This window comes from Streptomyces sp. SolWspMP-5a-2 (genome assembly GCF_900091845.1).
GTDB lineage: Bacteria > Actinomycetota > Actinomycetes > Streptomycetales > Streptomycetaceae > Streptomyces > Streptomyces doudnae.
Genome location: NZ_FMCI01000390.1, coordinates 1 through 22,577, shown reverse-complemented (window position 1 = coordinate 22,577; position 22,577 = coordinate 1). Strand labels below are relative to the sequence as shown.

Genomic DNA, 22,577 nt, shown 5'->3' with positions numbered 1-22,577 from the left:
TGTCGCACCGGCCGCCCGTTTCTGTAGGGACCCCACAGTGACGCCCTGATGTCCCTGTCGGTGCCCGATTCTCCGGGGCCGGGTCCCTACCGATAGGTTTTCGAGGAACCCGCCTGTCATGCAGGTGTTCGGGCGGGGCTGTCATACCGCTATCGAAAGGGTGATCCGTTGAGCCGCTCGGTTCTCGTCACCGGAGGAAACCGGGGCATCGGCCTCGCCATCGCCCGCGCGTTCGCCGACGCCGGCGACAAGGTCGCCGTCACCTACCGTTCGGGAGAGCCGCCGGCCGGCTTCCTCGCCGTCAAGTGCGACATCACCGACACCGAGCAGGTGGAGCAGGCCTACAAGGAGATCGAGGCCGAGCACGGCCCGGTGGAGATCCTCGTGGCCAACGCCGGCGTCACCAAGGACCAGCTCCTGATGCGCATGTCCGAGGAGGACTTCACCTCGGTCGTCGACACCAACCTCACCGGCACCTTCCGTGTCGTCAAGCGGGCCAACCGCGGCATGCTGCGCGCCCGCAAGGGACGCGTCGTCCTGATCTCCTCGGTGGTCGGTCTCCTCGGCTCCGCGGGACAGGCGAACTACGCCGCCTCCAAGGCCGGGCTCGTCGGCTTCGCGCGCTCCCTCGCCCGTGAGCTGGGGTCGCGCAACATCACCTTCAACGTCGTCGCGCCCGGCTTCGTCGACACCGACATGACGCAGGTGCTCACCGAGGAACAGCGCGCGGGCATCGTGTCGCAGGTGCCGCTCGGCCGTTACGCGCAGCCGGAGGAGATCGCCGCGGCGGTGCGGTTCCTCGCCTCGGACGACGCGTCGTACATCACTGGAGCCGTCATCCCGGTTGACGGCGGACTGGGAATGGGGCACTGACCACCATGAGCGGAATCCTCGAAGGCAAGCGCGTCCTGATCACCGGTGTGCTGATGGAGTCCTCCATCGCCTTCCACACCGCCAAGCTGGCCCAGGAGCAGGGCGCCGAGATCATCCTGACCGCCTTCCCGCGGCCCACGCTGACCGAGCGCATCGCCCGCAAGCTGCCCAAGCCCGCCAAGGTCATCGAGCTGGACGTCACCAACGACGAGCACCTCGGGCGGCTGGCCGACGTGGTCGGCGAGGAGCTGGGCACCCTCGACGGCGTCGTGCACTCCATCGGCTTCGCGCCGCAGGACGCGCTCGGCGGCAACTTCCTCAACACGCCGTTCGAGTCGGTCTCCACCGCGATGCACGTCTCCGCCTTCTCCCTGAAGTCGCTGACGATGGCCTGCCTGCCGCTGATGCAGAACGGCGGCGCGGTCGTCGGCCTCACCTTCGACGCGCAGTACGCGTGGCCGCAGTACGACTGGATGGGCCCGGCCAAGGCCGCCCTGGAGGCCACCAGCCGCTACCTCGCCCGTGACCTGGGCAAGCAGAACATCCGCTGCAACCTCGTCTCGGCGGGTCCGCTCGCCTCCATGGCCGCCAAGTCCATCCCGGGCTTCAGCGACCTGGCCGCCGTCTGGGACACCCGCTCCCCGCTGGAGTGGGACCTCAAGGACCCGGAGCCGGCCGGCAAGGGCGTCGTCGCCCTGCTGAGCGACTGGTTCCCGAAGACCACGGGCGAGATCGTCCACGTGGACGGCGGCCTGCACGCCATCGGCGCCTGACAGCCGCACCGAGCACCCCCGAGGGCCCGCGCCGCACGACCGGCGCGGGCCCTCGGGCGTGCGCGCCTCCACGCGCCGTGCGCCGGCGCGGGACCCGGCTGACTCCTCCGGTGCACGCCCCGCGTATCGCCCGTTCGGCCTAGCCGACCGGGCGGCGGGGGCCGAACGGCCCGCACCCTGGAGGCGTACCCGTCCCCACCGCGCGACTCCCCTCCCGAGCACGGCCGAGGAGGTCTCCCTTGTGCGCATGTCCAGGAGCACGGCCTCAGCGACCGTCGCCGTCGCCCTCTTGCTGTCCCTGCCGTACGAGGCCGTCCCGCACGCGCGCGTGAAGACGCCCGTCCCCGCGCCGGAGCTGTTCGGAGCCGCCTGCCGCACCGCGGTGCGCGGCTCGCACGTGACCGCCTACTGCCACAACCCGTATCCGGAGACCGACCGCGTCAGCCTGCACGTCCAGTGCGACCGCTGGTGGGACGTGGGCAGCGACGGCAGCCCGGTGGCCGCGGGACCGGCCATGACCGTGCGGCTGACCGGCCGCTGCTGGAAGGACGTCGGCGCGGTCTGGGTCAGCCACCAGAAGGGCTGAAGCGGCTCGGGCGGCACAGGAACGGGTAGCTCGCCGCCTCCGCCCCGGCCGCCTCGGTGTCGCCCGCGCGGATCGCGTCGACCAGCCGGGCGTGGTCCATGTACGTCTCCGGCGTCAGCTCCGAGCCGACGTCCTCGCGCAGCCAGGCCAGCAGCACCTCGCCGAGGTCCGCGTACATCGCGGTCACCACGTCGTTGTGGGAGGCCGACACCACCGCGAGGTGGAACGTCGCGTCCGCCGACACGAACGCCTCCGTGTCGCCCGACCGCCAGGCCCGCTCCCGCCGGGCGAGCAGCGCGTCGAGCTGCCCCAGGTCCTTCTCGGTGCGCCGCTCGGCCGCCATCCGGGCCGCCGACGACTCCAGGGTGGCCCGCAGCTCCGCGATGTGACGCGGGTCGGCGTCGGCGAACCTGCGGTGCATCACGCCCGCCAGCTCGCTGGTGGCCACCACGTAGGTCCCCGAGCCCTGCCGGATGGCCAGCAGGCCGTTGTGGGCCAGCGCGCGGACCGCCTCGCGGACGGTGTTGCGGGCGACCCCGAGCTGCTCGACCAGCTCGGGCTCCGTCGGGATGCGCGATCCGACCGGCCACTCACCCGAGGTGATCTGGTTCCGCAGTTCGGCGATGACCTGCTCGGACAGCACCGAACGGCGTGGGTGGCTCAGAGGCATGGCACACCTTCGCACGGGGGGACCGGGTGGCGGCGACCCGGGGATGGACAGCAAAACATCCCATCATTCTATGATGGGCCTTATGGTAAGCGAGGAAACCCGGACGACGTCGTCCCCGCACATAGGCACCCCCGGACCGGACCCCACCGCGGCGACGGCCGTACGCACGGGCCCGCCGGACGGCGCGGCGGACGCGAGATCCACCACGCGCGCGTGGACGGCACGTCTGCTCATGGCGGGCATCGTGCTGACCGCCCTCAACCTCAGGCCCGCCATCACCAGCCTCGGCGCCCTCCTCGAAGAGGTCCGCGACGGGCTCGGCATGAGCGGCGGCGTCGCCGGGCTGCTCACCTCCGTGCCCCCGGTCTGCTTCGCCGTCTTCGGCGTCATGGCCCCGCGCCTGGCCCGCCGCTTCGGACCGGCCGCCGTGGTCTGCGCGGGCATGGTGGCCATCACCGCCGGTCTGGTGATCCGCCCCTTCGCGGGCGGCACGGCCGGATTCCTCGCCGCCAGCGCCCTCGCCCTGATGGGCATCGCGGTCAGCAACGTCCTGATGCCGGTCATCGTCAAGCGCTGGTTCCCCGACCGGGTCGGCTCCATGACCGGCCTGTACTCCATGGCGCTCGCGCTGGGCACCTCCGCCGCGGCGGCCGTGACCGTCCCCCTCACCGACGCCCTCGGCGGCGACTGGCGCTCGGGCCTCGGCGTCTGGGCCGCCCTCGCCGCGGTGGCGGTGCTGCCGTGGATCCCGTTCGTGCGCGACCGCCGCGACGACGCGCGGGGCCGGGCGGGGGAGCGGAGGGACCCCGCGCGCGTGCGCACCGCCGGCACCGCCACCGGCGGCCCCACGACGGCGCCGGGGACCCGGACGGGCGACCACCCCGTGGACGCCCCCCACGGCGCCCCCGCGGACGTCCAGGGCCCTCCCGCGACCGCCCAGGACCCCGCTGCCGCTGCCCCGGGCCCCGCGACGACCGCCCGGGACGCGGCCACGACCGCGCAGGCCCCCGCCGCCGCCCCGCCCGCCCTGCGGATCACCCGCAGCCGCATCGCCTGGGCGCTCGCCGTCTTCTTCGGGCTCCAGGCGACCGCCGCCTACATCACCATGGGCTGGATGGCGCAGATCTTCCGGGACGCGGGCGTCTCCGCGGGCACCTCGGGGCTGCTGCTCGCCGTGACGATGGTGATGGGCGTCCCGCTCGCCTTCGTCATCCCGCGCGTCGCGACCCGGCTGCCCCACCAGGGCCCCATCGTCGTCGCCCTCGGCCTGTGCGGACTGGCCGGGTACGCCGGTCTCTACCTCGCGCCCGCCGCGGGCGCCTGGGCCTGGGCCGTGCTCCTCGGCATCGCCAACTGCGCGTTCCCGCTCGCCCTGACCATGGTCGGCATGCGCGCCCGCACCGGCGCGGGCGTCGCCCAGCTCTCGGCGTTCGCGCAGAGCGCCGGCTACCTGATCTCCGTCCCCGGACCGCTCCTGGTCGGCGTGCTCTACCAGAGCAGCGGCGGCTGGGGCCTGCCCATCGCCCTCATGGCGGGCCTCATGGTGCCGCAGATGGCGGTCGGCGTGCTGGCCGGACGCAACCGCACGGTGGAGGACGAGGCCGCCCGCTGACCTCACCCCCGGCGGGCCCGTCCCCCGCCGGGGGTGCGAGACTGGCGCCATGCCAGTGCTCGACCCGAATCCCCGCAACGGCCAGAAGAAGATGCTCCTGGTCTTCGGTTCGTTCTTCGCCATCTTCGTGATCATCGGCATCATCGCGACGATCGCCTCCCCCTGACCACGGCCGCCCCGCCCGGCGCACCTGACCCCAGGGGTGGGGTTAACCCCCCATCCCCTAGGGGGCGGGTGTCAGGGTCAAGTGGGTGGATCTCCGGATGGGTTGGGGGCCGCGCGTTCCGTAGCGTCGGGGTGTGACCGCGGCATCGGGACCGCGGCCCGCCCACCGGACCCGTCCGAAGCCAGCGGAGGCAGCGATGTCGGCCAGTACACAGACCCGGCACCACCCGGCGGACCGGGGCGGTGTCGACATCAGACTGCCCTGGTGGGCGCTGGCCCTGCCCGCCCTGGCCTTCGTCGCGCTGCTCGCCCTGATGCTCAACCCCACCGACGCCCAGGCGGCGGCGGGCGACCCGGCGATCAGCCACCTCGTCGAGCGCGCACAGCAACTGCTGGGTCACTGAGCACCGACGGAGCGGCACGTCAACTCCCTGCGCCCCATGGCCTGTTTCGTGCGAAGCTGGAGTGTATGAGCGTCGCAGAACCCCGCAGGATCGTCCTCTTCCGGCATGCGAAAGCCGACTGGCCGCAGGTGACCGACCATGAGCGCCCCCTCGCCGAGCGGGGCCGTCTGGACGCCGCGGAAGCCGGACGCAGGCTGGCCGACACCGGCGTCCCCCTCGACCTGGCTCTCTGCTCCACGTCGATCCGGACCCGCGAGACCTGGAAACTGGCTGTCCACGAGTTCCCGAACCGGCCGAAAACCGTCTACGAGGAGCGCATCTACGACGCCTCTCCCGGCGAACTGATCGCGCTGCTGAACGAGACCCCCGACGACACCCGCAACGCCGTCCTGATCGGCCACAACCCGGGGGTGCAGAGCCTCGCCGAGATCCTCGCGGGCGAGGCCGAGGGCGACTCCCGGGACCGGCTCGCCCGCCGCGGCTTCCCGGCCGCCGCGTTCGCCGTCCTGACCTTCGAGGGCTCCTGGAAGACGCTGGAGCCCGGCACCGCCACGCTGGTCGACTTCTGGGCACCGTCCGAGTAACCCGTTACGCAGACCGAGAGACCGAGAGACCGAGATACCGGGGGCCCGGCACCTGCCGCAGGTGCCGGGCCCCCGGCCCGCGCCGGACGGCGTGAGCGCCGCGCGCCGCCTCAGACGTCGACGTTGGTGTCCGCCGCCTCGACCTCTTCACGCGTGACGCCCAGCAGGTACAGGACGGTGTCGAGGAACGGCACGTTCACCGCGGTGTGCGCCGCCTGCCGGACCACCGGCTTCGCGTTGAAGGCGACCCCGAGCCCGGCCGCGTTCAGCATGTCCAGGTCGTTCGCGCCGTCGCCGATCGCCACCGTCTGCGCCAGCGGCACACCCGCCTCGGCGGCGAACCGGCGCAGCAGCCGCGCCTTGCCCGCCCGGTCCACGATCTCCCCGGTGACCCGCCCGGTCAGCTTCCCGTCGACGATCTCCAACGTGTTGGCCTGCGCGAAGTCCAGCCCGAGCCGCTCCCGCAGATCGTCGGTCACCTGGGTGAACCCCCCGGAGACCACGCCCACTTGGTAGCCGAGCCGCTTCAGCGTCCGGATCAGGGTGCGCGCGCCCGGCGTCAGCCGCACCTCGCTGCGCACCTTCTCCACCGCCGAGGCGTCCAGCCCCGCGAGCAGCGCCACGCGTGCGTGCAGCGACTGCTCGAAGTCCAGCTCCCCGCGCATCGCCGCCGCCGTCACCTCGGCGACCTCGGCCTCGCAGCCCGCGTGCGCCGCGAACAGCTCGATGACCTCGTCCTGGATGAGCGTCGAGTCGACGTCCATCACGATCAGGCGCTGCGCCCTGCGGTGCAGCCCGGCGGCGACCACCGCGACGTCCACGCCGAGCGCGCCCGCCTCGGTGACCAGGGCGGTGCGCAGCGGCTCCGTCTCGACGCCGGAGACCGCGAACTCGACGGCCGTCACGGGGTACTTGGCCAGCCGGAAGATGCGGTCGATGTTGCCGCCCGCCCGGGTGATGCGGGCCGCTATGGCCGCCGTCGCCTCGGCGGTGAGCGGATGACCGAGCACCGTCACCAGGGAACGGCCCAGTCCGCGCGGGCGGTTGTCGCCGAGCCCGGAGATGATCTCGGCCTGCATCTTCATCGACTCCGCCCAGCTGTGGACGGTGGAGCGCAGATTGCCCTCCTCGCCCTCGGCCGGTTCCGTGACCAGCGCGCACAGCACCATGCGGCCGCGGGTGACGACCTGCTCGATGTCGACGACGTCGACGGAGAAGGCGGCGAGGGTGTCGAAGAGGCCGGCCGTGATGCCCGGCCGGTCCTTGCCGAAGATCTTGACGAGGAGAGTGGGGGCGTCCGGGGACGAAGGCTGCGAAGCGCTCATGGTGGACCCACCGTATCCGGCACCCCGTGCCTTCCGCCGCAGCGGTCCGACCAGCGGACACCGAACAGTGGACGGCGGCACGGTGACGGCCGCGTGACCGGTGCCCCCCGGGCGCGCCCGGCGTGCGCCGCCGTCGGCACGTGCTCGGCGCCCGCGTGCCCGTGCCCGCGCGCCCCGGCGTGCGCTGCCCGGGGGAGAGCCGCCGGGCGGGCCGACGGGTCGGGGCCACGGGCCGCGCACGCCGGAGCGGACGGGCGGGGTCCGCGCAAGACCCGACTTTCGGTCAGGGGTGCGAGCCTGAAATAGTGCCCGACGATGTTCGACATCCCTAGACTCCCTGCGACGGGGGTAAATCGGGGGACTACTCAGTGGGGCTTGGCGTGCCGGAACTCGTACTGGAATCGAATGGACGCACCTGGACGCTCGACGCGTCCAGGCCATACACCCTCGGACGCGATCCGCAGGGCGACATCGTGCTGGACGACGCCAGGGTCTCCTGGCGCCACGCCACGATCACCTGGGACGGAAGCGGTTGGGTCGTGGAGGACCACGGCAGCACCAACGGCACCTTCGTGGCGGGCCAGCGCGTCAACCGCGCGGAGATAGGCCCCGGTACGGCCGTCCACCTGGGCAACGCGACCGACGGTCCGCGGCTGAGCGCGCAGGGCGCCGCCGCCGTCACCGCGCCCCAGCCCCAGCAGGCACCGGCCCAGCAGCAGTCGCCGCCCGCAGCGCAGGGCGCGGGCTGGGGGCAGCAGCCGCAGCAGGCCGCGCCCCAGCGGGACTGGCAGCCGCCGCAGCAGCCCGGTGGCCGGATCCCGGCCCAGCAGGGCGCGGACGGTGCCGCGCCGGTCCGCGGCGACCGCTCCCCGACCACGTTCCACCAGTTCTCGCTCGGCCGCGTGATGCGCATCGGCCGCGCCCTGGAGAACGAGCTGGTCGTCTCCGACCTCCAGGTCTCGCGCCACCACGCCGAGTTCCACGCGACGCCCGACGGGCGGATGGAGATCCGCGACCTCGGCTCGCACAACGGCACGTACGTCAACGGCCTGCAGATCGCCAAGGGCAGCACCCAGGTGCTCGGCCCGACCGACGTCGTCGGCGTCGGCCACTCCACGTTCCGGATCGTCGGGGACCGCCTGGAGGAGTTCGTCGACACCGGCGAGGTGTCCTTCTCGGCCCGCCATCTGACCGTCACGGTCGACGGCGGCAAGCAGATCCTCAAGGACGTCTCCTTCGGTGTCCCGGAGAAGTCCCTGATCGCGGTCATCGGCCCGTCCGGGTCGGGCAAGTCCACCCTGCTCAAGGCGCTCACCGGCTACCGGCCCGCCGACCAGGGCGACGTCCTGTACGACAACCGCAACCTCTACAAGCAGTTCGCGGAGCTGCGCCAGCGCATCGGCCTGGTCCCGCAGGACGACATCCTGCACAAGGAACTGACGGTCAAGAAGGCGCTCAAGTACGCGGCCAAGCTGCGCTTCCCCGCCGACACCACGGCCGCCGAGCGCAACGCCCGCATCGACGAGGTGCTGCGCGAGCTGAAGCTCGACATCCACAAGGAGAAGCGGGTCTCCTCGCTCTCCGGCGGTCAGCGCAAGCGCGTCTCGGTCGCCCTCGAACTGCTCACCAAGCCGTCGCTGATCTTCCTGGACGAGCCGACCTCGGGTCTCGACCCGGGCATGGACCGCGACGTCATGCAGCTGCTGCGCGGCCTCGCCGACGACGGCCGCACGGTCCTCGTCGTCACGCACTCCGTCGCCGAACTCGCCATCTGCGACAAGCTGCTGGTGATGGCGCCCGGCGGCAGCGTCGCCTACTTCGGCCCGCCCGAGGAGGCGCTGAACTTCTTCGGCTACGACACCTGGGCCGACGTCTTCTCCGCCTTCGAGAACTACCGCGACTACGACTGGGCGGGCCGCTGGAAGGGCTCGCAGCACTACCAGATGTACGCGGCGGACATCGACGCCGTCGCGCCGCAGCCCGCGCAGGCCGCCCCGATGCAGGGCATGAAGCCGCCGAAGCCGCAGGGCTGGATGAGCCAGTTCGTCACCCTGGTGCGCCGGTACTCCGCGGTCCTCATCTCCGACCGGGGCTTCCTGGCGCTGATGGTGATCCTGCCGGGCGTCCTCGGCGCGGTGAGCCTGCTGATCAACCCGGACCGGGGTCTGCTGCCGAACCCGGCCAACCCGCAGACCGGCCGGATCATCCCCAACGGCACCGCCACCACCGTCCTGCTGATCCTCGCGGTCGGCGCCTGCTTCGCGGGGGCCGCGAACTCCGTCCGCGAGCTGATCAAGGAACGGGTCATCTACGAGCGGGAGCGGGCCACCGGCCTGTCCCGCTCGGCGTACCTGATGTCCAAGGTGTTCGTGCTCGGCCTGATCACCGTCTTCCAGGGCCTGCTGGTCGGCGTCATCGGCTTCTCCAACCGTGAGCTGCCGGAGAAGGGCCTGGTCTTCGGCGGTTCCACCATGCTGGAGCTGTCGCTGCCGATCATGGCGCTCGGCTTCACCGCGATGATGTTCGGCCTGATCATCTCCGCACTGGTCAAGACGGCCGAGAAGACCATGCCGCTGCTGGTCATGTTCGCGATCATCCAGATCGTCTTCACGGGCTGCCTGTTCACCCTGGGCGGCACGGTCGGCGTCAACCAGTTCTCGTACCTGATGCCGTCCCGCTGGGCGGTGGCCGCGGCGGGCGCCACCCTCGACTTCAACAAGATCAGCCCGCCCGACACGGGTGAGAGCAACGACCCGCTCTGGGAGCACACCGTCGGCGCCTGGAGCATGGACATGATCGCTCTGGTCGTCCTCGGGGTGATCTGCGGCTTCTTCGTGGCCCGCTTCCTGCGCCGCCACGAGCCCGAGGTCATGCGCGACTAGCCGTCCCGGACGGCGGGAAGGGCGGCACCCCGTGCGGGGTGCCGCCCTTCGGCGTTCACGTGGAGAGGTCCGCGCCGACCTCAGTACGCGCTGTTGACGTTGTCGATGGTGCCGTACTTGTCGGCCGCGTAGTTGGCGGCGGCGGTGATGTTGGCGACCGGGTCGTAGATGTTCGAGGACGTGCCCTTGACGTGGTACGCCTTGAACGTCGGCGGGATGACCTGCAGCAGACCCTTCGACGGGACGCCGTTGATCGCGTTGATGTCCCAGCCGTTGATGGCGTTCGGGTTACCCGAGGACTCCCGCATGATGTTGCGGTACAGACCGTTGTACGAACCGGGTATGCCCTTGGCCTTCATGATGTCGAGGGACTCGCTGATCCAGCCGTGCAGGTTGTTGCTGTACGTCTTGGCGGCGGCCGGCTTGACGGCGGCGCGCTCCGCGGAGCGGCTCGCGGTCTTCGCCTTGTGGGCGGCCTCGGCCTTCTTCTTGGCGGCGGCCTCGGCCTTCTTGTGCGCGGCGGCCTTCGACGCGGCCTTCGCCTTGGCGGCCTCGGCCTTCAGGCTGGCGCTGGCGAGCTGGTCGGTGACGCTGGCCTTGACGTCCTTGATCGGCTTCGTGCTGTACGCGACGTGGGTCTGCGCCTGGGAAGCGGCCTCGCTCGTGGTGGGCTCGGCGTTGCCCGGCACCGCGGAGAACGCGAGGGCGGCGGCACCGAGCGTGGCGACACCGGCGACGGCGATCTTGTGGCGACGGGTCAGGGCACGGGTTCGATCACGGAAGGAGATGTTCTTGGGCATGGCAGACGGACCTCTTCGAATAGCGCGGAGGTCGCTCTACGTCCGGACATCCGGCGGGAGGAACTCGGGTCCTCCCGTGGGAACGCCGTGAGCGGAAACCCGCGGCGCCGAGCGACGAGAGCAATTCTTAGCGGCCGCAAAATGCCCTGGCAAAGGTGTGACGTACGAAGCCGGGTAGTGGAGCGGGGTGGTGCAAAGCAGGACAGATAGGAAAGTCCTCGCCGCTCATTCGGGACATCTCGATCTCCTACGCTCCTTCGTAGGTGACCTGCGCCCTATGTGCGGGCTCACACGCGGGGCACCCCGATCTCACCATCGGTTGCTCAAGCAATGCTGTCTGTGAGGTCCTCGGCCGGAAGCAGCAGATGGACGTCCCCGAACTCGTGCCACAGATAGCGCTCCCGCACCGCCGCCGCGTACCCGCACTCCACCGCCGCCCGCCCGGCGACCGCCGCCAGCATCAGCAGATGCGACGCCTGCGGCTCGTGCAGCCCGGTCAGCAGCCCGTCCACCACCCGCACCCCGCGCTCCGGGGTCACCACCAGGTCCGTCCAGCCCGCACGCGCGCGGACGACGCCGTCCGCCCCCGCGGCCGACTCCACCGCCCGCACCGCCGTCGTCCCCACCGCCACCACCCGCCCACCGGCCGCCCGCGCCGTGTTGATCAGCCGCGCCGACGCCTCCGGCACCGAGAACCGCTCCGGATACGGCGGCTCGTGCGCCTCGGCCGACGCCACCCCGGTGTCCAGGCCGATCGGCGCGAACCACACCCCCCGGCTCACCAGCTCCGTCACCAGCCCCGCCGTGAAGGGCCGGGCCGCGCTCGGCATCTCCGCGCTCCCCGTGCCCGCGTCCGACGGCAGCGCGAACACCGTCTGGTACACGGACAGTGGCTGATCGCGGTCCGTGTAGGAGTAACGGATGGGCCGCCCGCGCTCCCGCAGCAGCCCCGGCACGTCCGCCCCCGACACCCCCGCCCACCACAACCGCTCCCCGCGGGGGCTCAGCGGCTCCGCCAGCACCAGCTCCCCGCCGCCCGCGAGCCGCACCCGCGTCCCCGCGGGCCCGCCCGCACGCGCCCGCGTGCTGCCGTCCCCCGACGGCTCCCGCAGCTCCACCGCCCACCGCCCGTCGTCCCCGCGCGTCGAGAAGTGCACCACCACGCGCGTGTGCCCGATCCGCCCGTCCACCGCGGCGGCCACCGTCGGTGACGTGTTCACCACCAGCAGATCACCGGCCCGCAGCAGCAGGGGCAGCTCCCGGAACGCGTGGTGCGACACCGCCGTCCCCCGCGACACCAGCAGCCGCACCGCGTCCCGGCCGGGCCCCCGCTGCTCGGCCGGCACCCGCGCCGACAGCTCGGAGGGAACCTCCACCGTGAGCGCCATCACGCCCCCAGCAGCGAGGGGGCCGTGTACCGGCCGCTCGCGGGCCGCTCGTCCAGCAGCCGCAGGAACGCCGGCACCACCGCCCCGGGCGCCGGACGCGCCTCCTCGTCGCCGGGCACGGCCGCCGCGTACAGGTCCGTCGCCATGTCGCCCGGATCCACCGCCCACACCCGCAGTCCGGGCTCCTCGACCCCCAGCACGGCCGCGAGCCGTTCCAGGGCCGCCTTGGACGCCCCGTACCCGCCCCAGGTCCCGTACGCCTCCACCGCCGCGTCCGAGCCGACCACCACGACCGCGCCCGCCTCCGCCGCCCTGAGCGGCACCAGCGCCTCCTGGACCAGCCCGAGCGCGGCCACCACGTTCACCTCCAGCGCCCGCCGCAGCCCGGCCACGGGCAGCTCCGCCAGCTCCACCAGCGGCTCGGCACCCAGCGCGCTCGCGTTGTGCACCAGCAGATCCACCCCGCCCAGCCGCCCGGCCGCCGCCACCAGCTCCGCCCGGTGCCCCGCGTCCGTGACGTCCCCGGCGAGCGCCGTCACGCGCGTGCCGTGCCGGGACAGCCCCCGCGCCGCCCGTGCCAGCGGCCCCGGCGTCCGCGCGTCCAGCACCAGATCCCAGCCCCGCCCCGCCAGCCCCTCGGCCAGCGCCCGCCCCAGCCCCTTCGACGCCCCCGTGATGATCGCCACCGGCATGATCCACGTCCCCTCGTCCGTTCCCGCGCGCCGCTGATCGACGTGCCTCCACGCTAGGAACGGCACCGCCCCCGCCGCCTCGGACGCCGGTCGCGACCGCAGGGGCCCTTCGCCCTACACCCCCGTCCGGGGGACCTGCGGCCTAGGCGGCACCGCCGTCCCGCGGGACCTCCGGACCAGGACGGACGACGCCCCCGCGGACCCGGCGACCTAGGACCACCGGCCCGGCGCGAGGCCGTCGGCGGCCCGATCCGCGCTGTCGGACCCCGCCGGTACCGTGAGGTCATGAGTCAAGGTCCACGGTCCGGCCTCGCCGCGGTCAGCGCCGCGCTGCTGGCCATGAGCAGGCACCTGGAGGTGCGCGACGTCCTCAAGACGATCGTCGCCTCCGCCCGGGAACTGCTCGACGCCCAGTACGCCGCCCTCGGCGTCCCGGACGACCACGGGGGCTTCGCCCAGTTCGTCGTGGACGGCGTCAGCGACGCCCAGTGGAAGGCCATCGGACCCCTCCCGCGCCAGCACGGCATCCTCGCCGCGATGCTCCACCAGGCCGAACCCGAGCGCCTCGCCGACGTCCGCAAGGACCCCCGCTTCGAGGGCTGGCCCGCCGCCCACCCGGACATGTCCGACTTCCTCGGCCTGCCCGTCCGCGACGGCGACGAGGTGATCGGCGCCCTCTTCCTCGCCAACAAGAACCGCGCGAAGCCGGACGGCGGCTGCGGCTTCACCGAGGAGGACGAGGAACTCCTCGCGATCCTCGCCCAGCACGCCGCGATCGCCCTCACCAACGCCCGCCTCTACGAGCGCAGCCGTGAACTCACCATCGCCGAGGAACGCTCCCGCCTCGCCCACGAACTGCACGACGCCGTCAGCCAGAAGCTGTTCTCCCTGCGCCTGACCGCCCAGGCCGCCGCCGCCCTCGTCGACCGCGACCCGGGCCGCGCCAAGGGCGAACTCCAGCAGGTCGCCGCGCTCGCCGCCGAGGCCGCCGACGAACTGCGCGCCGCCGTCGTCGAACTGCGCCCCGCCGCCCTGGACGAGGACGGCCTCCTCGCCACCCTGCGCACCCAGATCCACGTCCTCGACCGCGCCCACGCCGCGCGCGTCACCTTCACCAGCACCGGATTCCGCGCCCTGCCCGCCGCCCAGGAGGAAGCCCTCCTGCGAGTCGCCCAGGAAGCGCTGCACAACGCGCTGCGCCACTCCGGGGCCGCCCGCGTCGCCGTGACCGTCGGCCGCCGCGGCGGCGGAGTCGTGCTGCGCGTCACCGACGACGGCAAGGGCTTCGACCCGCAGACCACCCGCCGCGCGGGCCGCCACCTCGGCCTGGTCTCCATGCACGACCGCACCAGCGGCGTCGGCGGCAGCCTGACCGTGCAATCGGCGCCCGGCGAGGGCACCACGATCGAGATGGAGGTTCCCGGTGGCTGACGCGATCAAGGTGCTCCTCGTCGACGACCACCAGGTCGTCCGCCGGGGCCTGCGCACCTTCCTGGAGGTGCAGGACGACATCGAGGTCGTGGGGGAGGCGGCCGACGGCGCCGAGGGCGTCGCCCGCGCCGAGGAGCTGCGACCCGACGTCGTCCTCATGGACGTCAAGATGCCCGGCATGGACGGCGTGGAGGCACTGCGCCGCCTGCGCGGACTCGACAACCCCGCCCGGGTGCTCATCGTCACCAGCTTCACCGAACAGCGCACGGTGGTACCGGCGTTGCGCGCGGGAGCCGCCGGGTACGTCTACAAGGACGTGGACCCGGACGCCCTCGCCGGTGCCATCCGCTCGGTGCACGCGGGCCACATCCTGCTCCAACCCGAGGTGGCCGGGGCCCTGTTGTCCCAGGAGGAGACCAACTCAGGCGGCGGCCGGGCCGGTTCGCTCACCGAACGGGAGCGCGAGGTGCTCGGCCTGATAGCGGACGGCCGCTCCAACCGCGAGATCGCCCGCGCCCTCGTCCTCTCCGAGAAGACCGTCAAGACCCACGTCTCGAACATCCTGATGAAGCTCGACCTGGCGGACCGCACCCAGGCCGCGCTCTGGGCCGTGCGGCACGGGGCGGCGGACTGACCAGGGGGCGCGTCAGCGGGCGCGCGGTCACCGGAAGGTCGCGTTCCGGGCCGAGATTCATACCGTCGTGGGAATGTCCCCCGAATGGCGCAACCTCCGGAGGCCCCGGCCGTTCTCCAGTGCGTGCCGCGGCGAACCGTCGCGGCGATCACCAGGAGGGCTCAGAAGTGAAGAACCTGAAGAAGGCAGCGGCCGTGACGATGGTGGCCGGCGGGCTGATCGCCGCCGGTGCGGGCCTGGCCTCCGCCACCGACGGCTCGCTGGCCGCCGGCGAGGCCCACGGCTCCCCGGGTGTCGCCTCGGGCAACGTCGTCCAGGTCCCGGTGCACGTCCCCGTGAACGCGGTCGGCAACAGCGTGAACGTGATCGGCGTGCTGAACCCGGCCTTCGGCAACCTCGGCCTGAACCACTGACGTCGGACCCCACGGGGCTCGACCACCGGCCTCCCGGCCACCACCGGGAGGCCGTTCGGCTGTCCGCGGCCCCGGCGCCCCGCCGCGCACTCCGCCGCCGCTGCCGTTCCTCCGATTTTCCTCCGACTGATCCGAACGGACGGTTGCGCGGACCGTCCCGTGCCGTCCCCGTCGTGTGCGGCGTTGGTCAGCTCACGGCCCGCGGCCGGGTCGGACTCGTATTCAGCAGCAGGAGGAACACTTCACATGAACATCGCCAAGAAGGCAGCCCTCGCCCTCACCGTCGCGGGTATCGCGGCCGGTGCCTCGGCGGGCGCCGCTGTCGCCGACGCGGGTGCCGACGGCGCGGCCGTGAAGTCGCCGGGTGTCGCCTCGGGCAACGCCGTGCAGGTCCCCGTCCACATCCCGGTCAACGTGGTCGGCGACAGCATCAACGTGATCGGCCTGCTGAACCCGGCCTTCGGCAACCAGGCCGCCAACGGCTGATCCAGCCGGACCGACGAGGCCCCGCAGGTCGACACCGACCGGCGGGGCCTCCGTCGTACCCGGTCGCGGCCGGGACGAGCCGGGCCGACCGGGACCCGGCCCGACCCTTCGGGCCGACGCAGCGGCGGCCGGGACACCATCGCCGGGAGCCGGGAGCCGGGAGCCGGGAGCCGGGAGCCGGGAGCCGGGAGCCGGGAGCCGGGAGCCGGGAGCCGGGTCCTCCGCGTGCGTGGCGCCGGCCGTCACCTGGCGCCCACCCCCCCCGCCATCCGTCACCTCAACCCCGTTCCCGCTCCTCCACGACGGAGTTGTACGCCGCGACCAGCGCCCGCCGGGCCGTCCGCTCCACCGGGCGCAGGGCCAGCGCCCGCGCCGACATCTCCCCGGCGCTCACCGCACCGCCGTGCCCGGTGCCGGACGCCAGCGACACCAGCGTCCCCACCCGGTCCGCCAGCTCCAGGACCCGTACCGCGCGCGGCGGATACCCCGGCGCCAGCGCCTCCCGTCCCCGCTCGGCGCGCGCCCGGTACGCGTCGATCGCCGCCTCCGCGACCGGCCCCGACCCCGCCACGTCGAGCCGCGACAGCACCTCCGTCGCCTCCCGCAGCGCCTCCGCCAGCTCGCGCTCCGCCTCACCGAGCGACGGCACGTCGGCCGGGGGCGCCTCCCGCACCGGCAGGCAGTGCCAGACCACCTCCACGTGCAGATCGCCCTCGGGCCCGGCCTCGGACACCTCGGGGACGAGGCCGAGGGCCGCGCCGTGACAGACGACGGCCTCCGCCGCGTCGAGCGCCCGCGCGTTGAACTCCGGCGGCCCGCTGAGCCCGAGCGGATGTCCTGGCACCGGCAGCGCGAGCCGCAGCCCGTTCACCCCCAGCGCCCGCAGCCGCCCCAGGGCGAGGGTCAGGCCGACGGGACCCGCCTCGCCCGGCAGCCCCTCCACCCGGTGCACGGCATCGTCACCGACGATCGCGAGCACCGCGTCGTCCGGTGAGACAAGTCCGACCAAAAGGGCGTTTCCCCATGCCGTCAGGCGCCCTGAGCGTGGTTCCGAGAACATGCCTCCACCCTAAGGACCGGACCGATGGATGGGACCGGGCGGCCGGTGGCGTAGATTTCTTCGAGGGCGGCGCCCACAGGCGCCCGCGACCGCCGAGACGCCGAACCGGTCACACAGCAAGGGGAGACAACGCGCTCATGAGCGATGTTCTGGAGCTTCAGGACGTATCCGTGGTCCGCGAGGGCCGGGCTCTGGTGGACCAGGTCTCCTGGTCGGTCAAGGAAGGCGAGCGCTGGGTCATCCTCGGCCCGAACGGCGCCGGCAAGACCACCCTCCTGAACGTCGCGTCCAGCTACCTCTACCCCAGCAAGGGCACCGCCACCATCCTCGGCGAGACCCTCGGCAAGCCCGGCACGGACGTCTTCGAACTGCGCCCCCGCATCGGCATGGCCGGTCTCGCCATGGCCGACAAGCTCCCCAAGAGCCAGACGGTCCTGGAGACCGTCCTGACGGCGGCCTACGGCATGACGGCCACCTGGCAGGAGGACTACGAGGAGATCGACGAGAAGCGCGCCCGCGCCTTCCTCGACCGCCTCGGGATGAGCGAGTACCTCGACCGGAAGTTCGGCACCCTCTCCGAGGGCGAGCGCAAACGCGTCCTGATCGCGCGGGCCCTGATGACCGACCCCGAGCTGCTCCTGCTCGACGAGCCCGCCGCCGGACTCGACCTCGGCGGCCGCGAGGACCTGGTGCGCCGCCTCGGCCGTCTCGCCCGCGACCCGATCGCCCCCTCCATGCTGATGGTCACCCACCACGTCGAGGAGATCGCCCCGGGCTTCACGCACGTCCTGATGATCCGCCGCGGCAAGGTGCTCGCCGCCGGACCGCTGGAGCTGGAGCTGACCTCCCGCAACCTCTCCCTCTGCTTCGGCCTGCCGCTCGTCGTCGAGCAGGTCGGCGAGCGCTGGACGGCCCGTGGTCTTCCGCTGAGCTGACGTCATCGCGCCCTGTCCGCACGGGCATCGCCGACCTACCATTGACCGCGTGAACGACATCGACGCATGGGTGTGGTGGCTGGTCTGCGCGGCGGCACTGGGCATCCCGCTCGTGGTGACCGCCATGCCCGAGTTCGCCATGCTCGCCGTGGGCGCCCTCGCGGCCGCGGGAGTCGCCGGGGCGGGCGGAGGCGGCATCCTCCAGGTGCTGGTGTTCGCCGCGGTGTCCGTCGCGCTCATCGCCGTCGTGCGCCCCATCGCCAACCGCCACCGCCAGCGGCCCCAACACGCCACCGGGATCGACGCGTTGAAGGGCAGGCAGGCCGTCGTGCTGGAACGCGTCGACGGTTCGGGCGGGCGGATCAAGCTCGCGGGCGAGGTCTGGTCGGCCCGCGCGCTCGACGGCGGCCGTGCCTACGACGCCGGCCAAGAGGTCGACGTCGTCGACATCGAGGGGGCCACGGCGATCGTCATCTGACCTCGCAGGACTCAACTGAGGCGAACGGCACACGAGTTGCCCGACGGTCTGTCAGACTCGACCAGCAAGATCCTCAACAAGCATAAGATCGTCCCAGAGCGCCGACGCGGAGAAGGGTACGGGGAAACCGATGGAACCGATCATCATCGTCCTGATCATCCTGGTGGTGTTGGTCTTCATCGCCCTGATCAGGACCATCCAGGTCATCCCGCAGGCGAGCGCCGCCATCGTGGAGCGCTTCGGCCGCTACACGCGCACGCTCAACGCGGGGCTCAACATCGTGGTGCCGTTCATCGACACCATCCGTAACCGCATCGACCTGCGTGAACAGGTCGTGCCGTTCCCGCCGCAGCCGGTGATCACCCAGGACAACCTGGTCGTCAACATCGACACGGTCATCTACTACCAGGTCACCGACGCGCGCGCCGCCACCTACGAGGTGGCCAGCTACATCCAGGCGATCGAGCAGCTCACCGTCACCACCCTCCGCAACATCATCGGTGGCATGGACCTGGAGCGCACCCTCACCTCCCGCGAGGAGATCAACGCGGCCCTGCGCGGCGTCCTCGACGAGGCGACCGGCAAGTGGGGCATCCGCGTCAACCGCGTCGAGCTGAAGGCCATCGAGCCGCCGACCTCCATCCAGGACTCGATGGAGAAGCAGATGCGCGCCGACCGTGACAAGCGCGCCGCGATCCTCACCGCGGAAGGCACCCGGCAGGCCGCGATCCTCACCGCCGAGGGTGAGAAGCAGTCGCAGATCCTGCGTGCCGAGGGTGAGGCCAAGGCCGCGGCCCTGCGCGCCGAGGGTGAGGCGCAGGCGATCCGCACCGTCTTCGAGTCCATCCACGCGGGCGACCCCGACCAGAAGCTCCTCAGCTACCAGTACCTCCAGATGCTCCCGAAGATCGCCGAGGGCGACGCCAACAAGCTCTGGATCGTGCCCAGCGAGATCGGCGACGCCCTCAAGGGCCTCTCCGGCGCGTTCGGCAACTTCGGCGGCCTGGGCGGCGGTCCGGGCGGCGGGGTCCCGCAGCAGCCCACGGAGCGCCGCGAGAAGCCCGCCATCGACTGACCGACCCCGCACACACCGAACCCCGCGCCCCGGGAAGGGACGCGGGGTTCTTCTCGTCATCCGTCAGCCGCGCGAGCTGCCGGTGTCCGGGTGTCAGCTGTCGTTTCGTGAGGCGCCGGGCGTCGTGCGTCGGTCAGTTGTGCGGTGCGGGCCGCGTCCGGTGGTGCGCCGTCGTGCTGCATCCCGCCGCGGATAGTCCTCACTGTCCCCAGTGCGCGTGGGCGGCCGCGGTGTCCCCGGCCCCGCTCAGGCCGCGTCCTGGGCCAGCCAGGAGGGGAGCGCGTCGAAGTCCTCGGCCCCCAGCGACAGCAGCATCGCGTTGGCCGGTGTCGGCTCGAACGGCTGCCGGAGCAACGGCATCCCGGCCTGTTCCGGCGTCCGGTCGGCCTTGCGGTGATTGTCCTCGGCGCAGGAGGCGACGGTGTTCAGCCAGGAGTCCGCGCCGCCCTGCGCGCGCGGCACCACGTGGTCCACGGTCGTCGCGCGCCTGCCGCAGTAGGCGCACCGGTGCCGGTCCCTGACCAGCACGCCCCGCCTCGACCACGGCGCTCGTCTTCGGAACGGCACCCGCACGTACCGGCAGAGCCGGATCACGCGCGGCGCGGGTATGTCCACCGCGGCACCGCGCATGCGCAGCTCGGGGTGGGCCTGCTCGACGACGGCCTTGTCCTGGAGCACCAGGACGATCGCCCGGTTCAACGTCACCGTCGACAGCGGTTCGAAACTCGCGTTCAGAACCAGCGTGTCCCGCATCAAGCCCACCTCCCATGCGCACCTGCCCGCTTCACGGCGGGCCTGGATCAACTCTGGACGGGCGTACCGAGATGGACAACGCAATAAAAAATGCCCGCCTCTGATCACTTCCATGACCAGAGGCGGGCAAACGTTCAATGAACGCTGGGCTTGCTCAGCCCTCCGCGGGGATCTCGTACTCACCGATCAACTGCGCCCGCGCGATCGCGTGGAAACGCAGGTTGAAGCCGACGAACGCGGGCGACGCGTCGGCGTCGGGGCCGAGCTTCTCCTGGTCCACGGCGTACACGGTGAACACGTACCGGTGCGGACCGTCACCGGGGGGCGGCGCGGCGCCGCCGAAGTCCCGGCTCCCGTAGTCGTTGCGCGCCTGGACGGCGCCCTCGGGCAGCCCCGCGAACGGGCCGGTGCCCGCCCCGACCGGCAGCTCCGTGACCGAGGCCGGGATGTCGAACACCACCCAGTGCCAGAACCCGCTGCCCGTCGGGGCGTCCGGGTCGTAGCAGGTCACGGCGAAGCTCTTGGTCTCGGACGGGAAGCCCTCCCACCGCAGTTGCGGCGAGATGTTGCCGGCCGCGTGGACCTGAGCGTCCTTGAGCGTGCCGCCCTCCGCGACGTCGTCACTCGTCACCGTGAACGCGGGAACGGGCGGGTGGAAGTCATGGGGGAGCGGCCGCCGCTTGAGCTCGGTCACCTCGGTACCTCCTGATCGATGACTGGAATCAGCGGTTCCGAGCCTAGAACCAGTTGCGCTTGCTGCCGACCTCGGACAGCCACTGGTTGAGGTAGGCGGCCCAGTCGGTGCCGTGGTAGTCGTGCAGCCCCACCTGGAACGAGCGGAAGGTGTCGCTGCCCTCGCTGAACAGACCAGGCTTCTTGTCCATCTCCAGCACGACGTCCATGGCGTGCTCGTCCGCCACGAAGCTCAGCTCGACCTCGTTCAGCCCGCGGTACTGCTGCGGCGAGTGGAACTCGATCTCCTGGTAGAAGGGCAGCCGCTGCCGGGTCCCGCGGATCAGACCGCGCTCCATGTCCGCGCTCTTGAAACGGAAGCCGAGGCGGATGAAGGCGTCCAGGATGGCCTTCTGCGCGGGCATCGGGTGCACGTTGATCGGGTCGAGGTCGCCGGAGTCCACTGCACGCGCGATGGCCAGTTCGGTCGTCACGCCGATGTTCATCCCGCGCAGCGCCTGCCCGTCGATCATCGTGATCGGCGTCTCCCACGGGATCTCCAGACCGAACGGCACCGCGTGCACGGCCCCCGCCTGCAGCTCGAAGGCGTCACCGAGCCGCACCTTCGTGAACTCGATGTTCTGCTTGTACTCCTCGTCCCCGCTCTCGACCTCGACCTTGGCCTGGAGCCCCACGGACAGCCCCTGGATGTCCTGGTTCACGGACCCGCCCTGGATCCGCACCTCACCCTGGACGACACCGCCCGGAACGACGTTCACCTCGGTCAGCACCGTCTCGACCGAAGCCCCGCCGGCCCCCAGACTCGCGAGCAGCTTCTTGAACGCCATGACTCTCCCTCTGCGAATGAACCTCTGGTCCCTACAAACGCGATCCGGAGACGACCGGTTCCGCGCCCACACCCTGGCGGTCCGAGGGGGCCGGTGCCCACCCCTGGGACCCGATCCGCCTGGACTACGCTGGCACGCCATGATCGCGCCACCGGACCGTACGCCACTGCCCAGGGAGTTCTTCGACCGCCCGGTGCTGGAGGTCGCCCCTGACCTCCTGGGCCGCGTCCTGCTCCGCACCACGCCGGACGGCCCGATCACCCTGCGCATCACGGAGGTGGAGGCGTACGACGGTCCCAACGACCCGGGTTCGCACGCCTACCGCGGCCGTACGCCCCGGAACGACGTCATGTTCGGGCCGCCGGGACACGTGTACGTCTACTTCACCTACGGCATGTGGTTCTGCATGAACCTGGTCTGCGGTCCGGAGGGCACCTCCAGCGCGGTCCTGCTCCGCGCCGGGGAGATCACGGAGGGCGCCGAGCTGGCCCGCGGACGGCGACTCTCGGCCCGAAACGACAGAGAACTGGCCAAAGGACCGGCTCGTCTGGCCACCGCGCTGGGCGTGGACCGCGCCCTGAACGGAACGGACGCCTGCGGCACCGCCGACAGCCCGCTGCGGATGCTCACGGGCACCCCGGTCCCCTCCGACCAGGTGAGCAGCGGTCCGCGCACCGGGGTCTCCGGAGCCGGTGGCGTCCACCCCTGGCGCTTCTGGAGCGTCAACGACCCGACGGTGAGCCCCTATCGGGCCCATACGCCGAGACGACGCCCAAGTTGACGCGTTGTGGCGGGCTGCGTAATGTATCCCGAGCCGCTGAACCGGGTACGGCGTTCGCCAGCAGTCGGAAGCGGCCAACCCACTACAGAAGACACCCCCTCGACAGGGTCGAATTTTGGCGTGCCCGCATGCCCGAATTCGCGCCTCGGGAACTCGATTATGAGTTGCCGGAGGAATCGTCTAACGTAGTGAATGTCGAAAGGCCCCGCCGACAGGGAATCAGGCCCGAAAGGATCTGATACAGTCGGAACCGCCGG

The 22,577-nt window shown here is 72.0% G+C and carries 25 protein-coding genes; 16 read left to right on the top strand and 9 right to left on the bottom strand.

Annotation, left to right across the window (positions count from 1 at the left end):
• Positions 1-168 precede the first annotated feature (168 nt).
• The 3 genes from fabG to GA0115242_RS38305 all read left to right on the top strand — a co-directional run bounded on the left by fabG (position 169) and on the right by GA0115242_RS38305 (position 2,232).
• Positions 169-873, top strand: a complete 705-nt coding sequence (gene fabG, locus GA0115242_RS38315) for a 3-oxoacyl-[acyl-carrier-protein] reductase (protein WP_093836275.1) — start codon at positions 169-171, stop codon at positions 871-873.
• Between the two features lie 5 nt (positions 874-878).
• On the top strand, positions 879-1,646 hold the full coding sequence (gene fabI / locus GA0115242_RS38310; RefSeq protein WP_093836274.1) for an enoyl-ACP reductase FabI: 768 nt from the start codon (positions 879-881) through the stop codon (positions 1,644-1,646).
• A gap of 241 nt (positions 1,647-1,887) precedes the next feature.
• A complete protein-coding gene (locus tag GA0115242_RS38305) occupies positions 1,888-2,232 on the top strand; it encodes a hypothetical protein (RefSeq protein WP_093836273.1) in 345 nt (114 codons plus the stop codon).
• Here the strand turns inward: GA0115242_RS38305 and GA0115242_RS38300 are convergent.
• Entirely contained in the window at positions 2,213-2,902 is a 690-nt protein-coding gene (locus GA0115242_RS38300; RefSeq protein WP_093836272.1) for a FadR/GntR family transcriptional regulator, read from the bottom strand. The two genes, GA0115242_RS38305 and GA0115242_RS38300, sit on opposite strands and share 20 nt — an antisense overlap.
• Before the next feature lie 70 nt (positions 2,903-2,972).
• Here GA0115242_RS38300 and GA0115242_RS38290 point away from each other — a divergent pair, with 70 nt between their 5' ends.
• From GA0115242_RS38290 to GA0115242_RS38275, 4 genes are all read left to right on the top strand, one after another.
• On the top strand, positions 2,973-4,514 hold the full coding sequence (locus GA0115242_RS38290; protein WP_370672352.1) for an MFS transporter: 1,542 nt from the start codon (positions 2,973-2,975) through the stop codon (positions 4,512-4,514).
• A 49-nt stretch (positions 4,515-4,563) separates the two neighbouring features.
• Entirely contained in the window at positions 4,564-4,680 is a 117-nt protein-coding gene (locus GA0115242_RS42185) for an SGM_5486 family transporter-associated protein (RefSeq protein WP_093836269.1), read from the top strand.
• 196 nt (positions 4,681-4,876) lie between these two features.
• Complete coding sequence (locus GA0115242_RS38280) at positions 4,877-5,083, top strand: hypothetical protein (RefSeq protein ID WP_093836268.1); 207 nt, start codon at positions 4,877-4,879, stop codon at positions 5,081-5,083.
• A 65-nt stretch (positions 5,084-5,148) separates the two neighbouring features.
• Positions 5,149-5,667, top strand: a complete 519-nt coding sequence (locus GA0115242_RS38275) for a SixA phosphatase family protein (RefSeq protein ID WP_093836267.1) — start codon at positions 5,149-5,151, stop codon at positions 5,665-5,667.
• 110 nt (positions 5,668-5,777) lie between these two features.
• On the opposite strand, the gene serB is transcribed toward GA0115242_RS38275, so the two are convergent.
• Positions 5,778-6,992 carry a phosphoserine phosphatase SerB gene (gene serB, locus GA0115242_RS38270; RefSeq protein ID WP_093836266.1) on the bottom strand — a complete coding sequence of 405 codons (1,215 nt, stop codon included), beginning with the start codon at positions 6,990-6,992 and terminating at the stop codon, positions 5,778-5,780.
• Between the two features lie 380 nt (positions 6,993-7,372).
• On the opposite strand from serB, the gene GA0115242_RS38265 reads away from it, so the two are divergent.
• Complete coding sequence (locus tag GA0115242_RS38265) at positions 7,373-9,874, top strand: ABC transporter ATP-binding protein/permease (protein WP_256089853.1); 2,502 nt, start codon at positions 7,373-7,375, stop codon at positions 9,872-9,874.
• Positions 9,875-9,954: 80 nt separating this feature from the next.
• Here the strand turns inward: GA0115242_RS38265 and GA0115242_RS38260 are convergent, their stop codons facing one another.
• From GA0115242_RS38260 to GA0115242_RS38250, 3 genes are all read right to left on the bottom strand, one after another.
• Positions 9,955-10,674, bottom strand: coding sequence for a transglycosylase SLT domain-containing protein (locus tag GA0115242_RS38260; RefSeq protein ID WP_093836264.1), 720 nt, complete (start codon positions 10,672-10,674; stop codon positions 9,955-9,957).
• Positions 10,675-10,997: 323 nt separating this feature from the next.
• Positions 10,998-12,062: an S-adenosylmethionine:tRNA ribosyltransferase-isomerase gene (locus tag GA0115242_RS38255; RefSeq protein WP_161353499.1), complete on the bottom strand. Its 1,065-nt coding sequence runs from the start codon at positions 12,060-12,062 to the stop codon at positions 10,998-11,000.
• A complete protein-coding gene (locus GA0115242_RS38250) occupies positions 12,062-12,754 on the bottom strand; it encodes an SDR family NAD(P)-dependent oxidoreductase (protein ID WP_093836262.1) in 693 nt (230 codons plus the stop codon). Before GA0115242_RS38250 ends, GA0115242_RS38255 begins: the two co-directional genes overlap by 1 nt.
• A gap of 285 nt (positions 12,755-13,039) precedes the next feature.
• Between GA0115242_RS38250 and GA0115242_RS38245 the strand changes: the two genes are divergently transcribed.
• The 4 genes from GA0115242_RS38245 (at position 13,040) to GA0115242_RS38230 (ending at position 15,718) form a co-directional block, all read left to right on the top strand.
• Positions 13,040-14,185: a GAF domain-containing sensor histidine kinase gene (locus GA0115242_RS38245; protein WP_093836261.1), complete on the top strand. Its 1,146-nt coding sequence runs from the start codon at positions 13,040-13,042 to the stop codon at positions 14,183-14,185.
• Positions 14,178-14,819 (top strand): response regulator, encoded by a 642-nt coding sequence (locus tag GA0115242_RS38240; RefSeq protein ID WP_093836260.1) that lies wholly within the window; start codon positions 14,178-14,180, stop codon positions 14,817-14,819. The genes GA0115242_RS38245 and GA0115242_RS38240 overlap by 8 nt, the downstream gene beginning before the upstream one ends.
• A 167-nt stretch (positions 14,820-14,986) precedes the next feature.
• Positions 14,987-15,232, top strand: coding sequence for a chaplin ChpE (gene chpE, locus GA0115242_RS38235; RefSeq protein WP_093836259.1), 246 nt, complete (start codon positions 14,987-14,989; stop codon positions 15,230-15,232).
• 246 nt (positions 15,233-15,478) lie between these two features.
• Positions 15,479-15,718 (top strand): chaplin, encoded by a 240-nt coding sequence (locus GA0115242_RS38230; protein ID WP_093836258.1) that lies wholly within the window; start codon positions 15,479-15,481, stop codon positions 15,716-15,718.
• Positions 15,719-15,995: 277 nt separating this feature from the next.
• On the opposite strand, the gene GA0115242_RS38225 is transcribed toward GA0115242_RS38230, so the two are convergent.
• Complete coding sequence (locus GA0115242_RS38225; protein ID WP_093836257.1) at positions 15,996-16,778, bottom strand: hypothetical protein; 783 nt, start codon at positions 16,776-16,778, stop codon at positions 15,996-15,998.
• Positions 16,779-16,915: 137 nt separating this feature from the next.
• On the opposite strand from GA0115242_RS38225, the gene GA0115242_RS38220 reads away from it, so the two are divergent.
• From GA0115242_RS38220 to GA0115242_RS38210, 3 genes are all read left to right on the top strand, one after another.
• A complete protein-coding gene (locus GA0115242_RS38220) occupies positions 16,916-17,713 on the top strand; it encodes an ABC transporter ATP-binding protein (RefSeq protein WP_093836256.1) in 798 nt (265 codons plus the stop codon).
• Between the two features lie 49 nt (positions 17,714-17,762).
• Positions 17,763-18,191, top strand: coding sequence for an NfeD family protein (locus GA0115242_RS38215; protein ID WP_093836255.1), 429 nt, complete (start codon positions 17,763-17,765; stop codon positions 18,189-18,191).
• Between the two features lie 130 nt (positions 18,192-18,321).
• Positions 18,322-19,266 (top strand): SPFH domain-containing protein, encoded by a 945-nt coding sequence (locus tag GA0115242_RS38210; RefSeq protein ID WP_093836254.1) that lies wholly within the window; start codon positions 18,322-18,324, stop codon positions 19,264-19,266.
• A 246-nt stretch (positions 19,267-19,512) separates the two neighbouring features.
• Here GA0115242_RS38210 and GA0115242_RS38205 read toward each other — a convergent pair whose 3' ends face one another.
• From GA0115242_RS38205 to GA0115242_RS38195, 3 genes are all read right to left on the bottom strand, one after another.
• Positions 19,513-20,019, bottom strand: coding sequence for an HNH endonuclease (locus tag GA0115242_RS38205; RefSeq protein WP_093836253.1), 507 nt, complete (start codon positions 20,017-20,019; stop codon positions 19,513-19,515).
• Positions 20,020-20,173: 154 nt separating this feature from the next.
• On the bottom strand, positions 20,174-20,713 hold the full coding sequence (locus GA0115242_RS38200; RefSeq protein ID WP_093836252.1) for a YbhB/YbcL family Raf kinase inhibitor-like protein: 540 nt from the start codon (positions 20,711-20,713) through the stop codon (positions 20,174-20,176).
• 43 nt (positions 20,714-20,756) lie between these two features.
• Positions 20,757-21,539 (bottom strand): sporulation protein, encoded by a 783-nt coding sequence (locus GA0115242_RS38195; protein WP_093836251.1) that lies wholly within the window; start codon positions 21,537-21,539, stop codon positions 20,757-20,759.
• Positions 21,540-21,678: 139 nt separating this feature from the next.
• Here GA0115242_RS38195 and GA0115242_RS38190 point away from each other — a divergent pair, with 139 nt between their 5' ends.
• The gene (locus tag GA0115242_RS38190) at positions 21,679-22,320 is read left to right on the top strand and encodes a DNA-3-methyladenine glycosylase (protein ID WP_093836250.1); all 642 of its coding nucleotides are present in this window, start codon (positions 21,679-21,681) and stop codon (positions 22,318-22,320) included.
• The last annotated feature ends 257 nt before the right edge of the window (positions 22,321-22,577 follow it).

Bases quoted from the DNA above. Each gene is read 5' to 3' on its own strand.
- GA0115242_RS38290 (WP_370672352.1), top strand. From the start codon at position 2,973: ATGATGGGCCTTATGGTAAGCGAGGAAACCCGGACGACGTCGTCCCCG.
- GA0115242_RS42185 (WP_093836269.1), top strand. From the start codon at position 4,564: ATGCCAGTGCTCGACCCGAATCCCCGCAACGGCCAGAAGAAGATGCTC.
- GA0115242_RS38230 (WP_093836258.1), top strand. From the start codon at position 15,479: ATGAACATCGCCAAGAAGGCAGCCCTCGCCCTCACCGTCGCGGGTATC.
- serB (WP_093836266.1), bottom strand. From the start codon at position 6,992: ATGAGCGCTTCGCAGCCTTCGTCCCCGGACGCCCCCACTCTCCTCGTC.
- GA0115242_RS38255 (WP_161353499.1), bottom strand. From the start codon at position 12,062: ATGGCGCTCACGGTGGAGGTTCCCTCCGAGCTGTCGGCGCGGGTGCCG.
- GA0115242_RS38275 (WP_093836267.1), top strand. From the start codon at position 5,149: ATGAGCGTCGCAGAACCCCGCAGGATCGTCCTCTTCCGGCATGCGAAA.
- GA0115242_RS38245 (WP_093836261.1), top strand. From the start codon at position 13,040: ATGAGTCAAGGTCCACGGTCCGGCCTCGCCGCGGTCAGCGCCGCGCTG.
- GA0115242_RS38250 (WP_093836262.1), bottom strand. From the start codon at position 12,754: ATGCCGGTGGCGATCATCACGGGGGCGTCGAAGGGGCTGGGGCGGGCG.
- fabI (WP_093836274.1), top strand. From the start codon at position 879: ATGAGCGGAATCCTCGAAGGCAAGCGCGTCCTGATCACCGGTGTGCTG.
- GA0115242_RS38210 (WP_093836254.1), top strand. From the start codon at position 18,322: ATGGAACCGATCATCATCGTCCTGATCATCCTGGTGGTGTTGGTCTTC.
- GA0115242_RS38205 (WP_093836253.1), bottom strand. From the start codon at position 20,019: ATGCGGGACACGCTGGTTCTGAACGCGAGTTTCGAACCGCTGTCGACG.
- GA0115242_RS38190 (WP_093836250.1), top strand. From the start codon at position 21,679: ATGATCGCGCCACCGGACCGTACGCCACTGCCCAGGGAGTTCTTCGAC.
- GA0115242_RS38280 (WP_093836268.1), top strand. From the start codon at position 4,877: ATGTCGGCCAGTACACAGACCCGGCACCACCCGGCGGACCGGGGCGGT.
- GA0115242_RS38220 (WP_093836256.1), top strand. From the start codon at position 16,916: ATGAGCGATGTTCTGGAGCTTCAGGACGTATCCGTGGTCCGCGAGGGC.
- GA0115242_RS38195 (WP_093836251.1), bottom strand. From the start codon at position 21,539: ATGGCGTTCAAGAAGCTGCTCGCGAGTCTGGGGGCCGGCGGGGCTTCG.
- GA0115242_RS38225 (WP_093836257.1), bottom strand. From the start codon at position 16,778: ATGTTCTCGGAACCACGCTCAGGGCGCCTGACGGCATGGGGAAACGCC.
- GA0115242_RS38300 (WP_093836272.1), bottom strand. From the start codon at position 2,902: ATGCCTCTGAGCCACCCACGCCGTTCGGTGCTGTCCGAGCAGGTCATC.
- GA0115242_RS38260 (WP_093836264.1), bottom strand. From the start codon at position 10,674: ATGCCCAAGAACATCTCCTTCCGTGATCGAACCCGTGCCCTGACCCGT.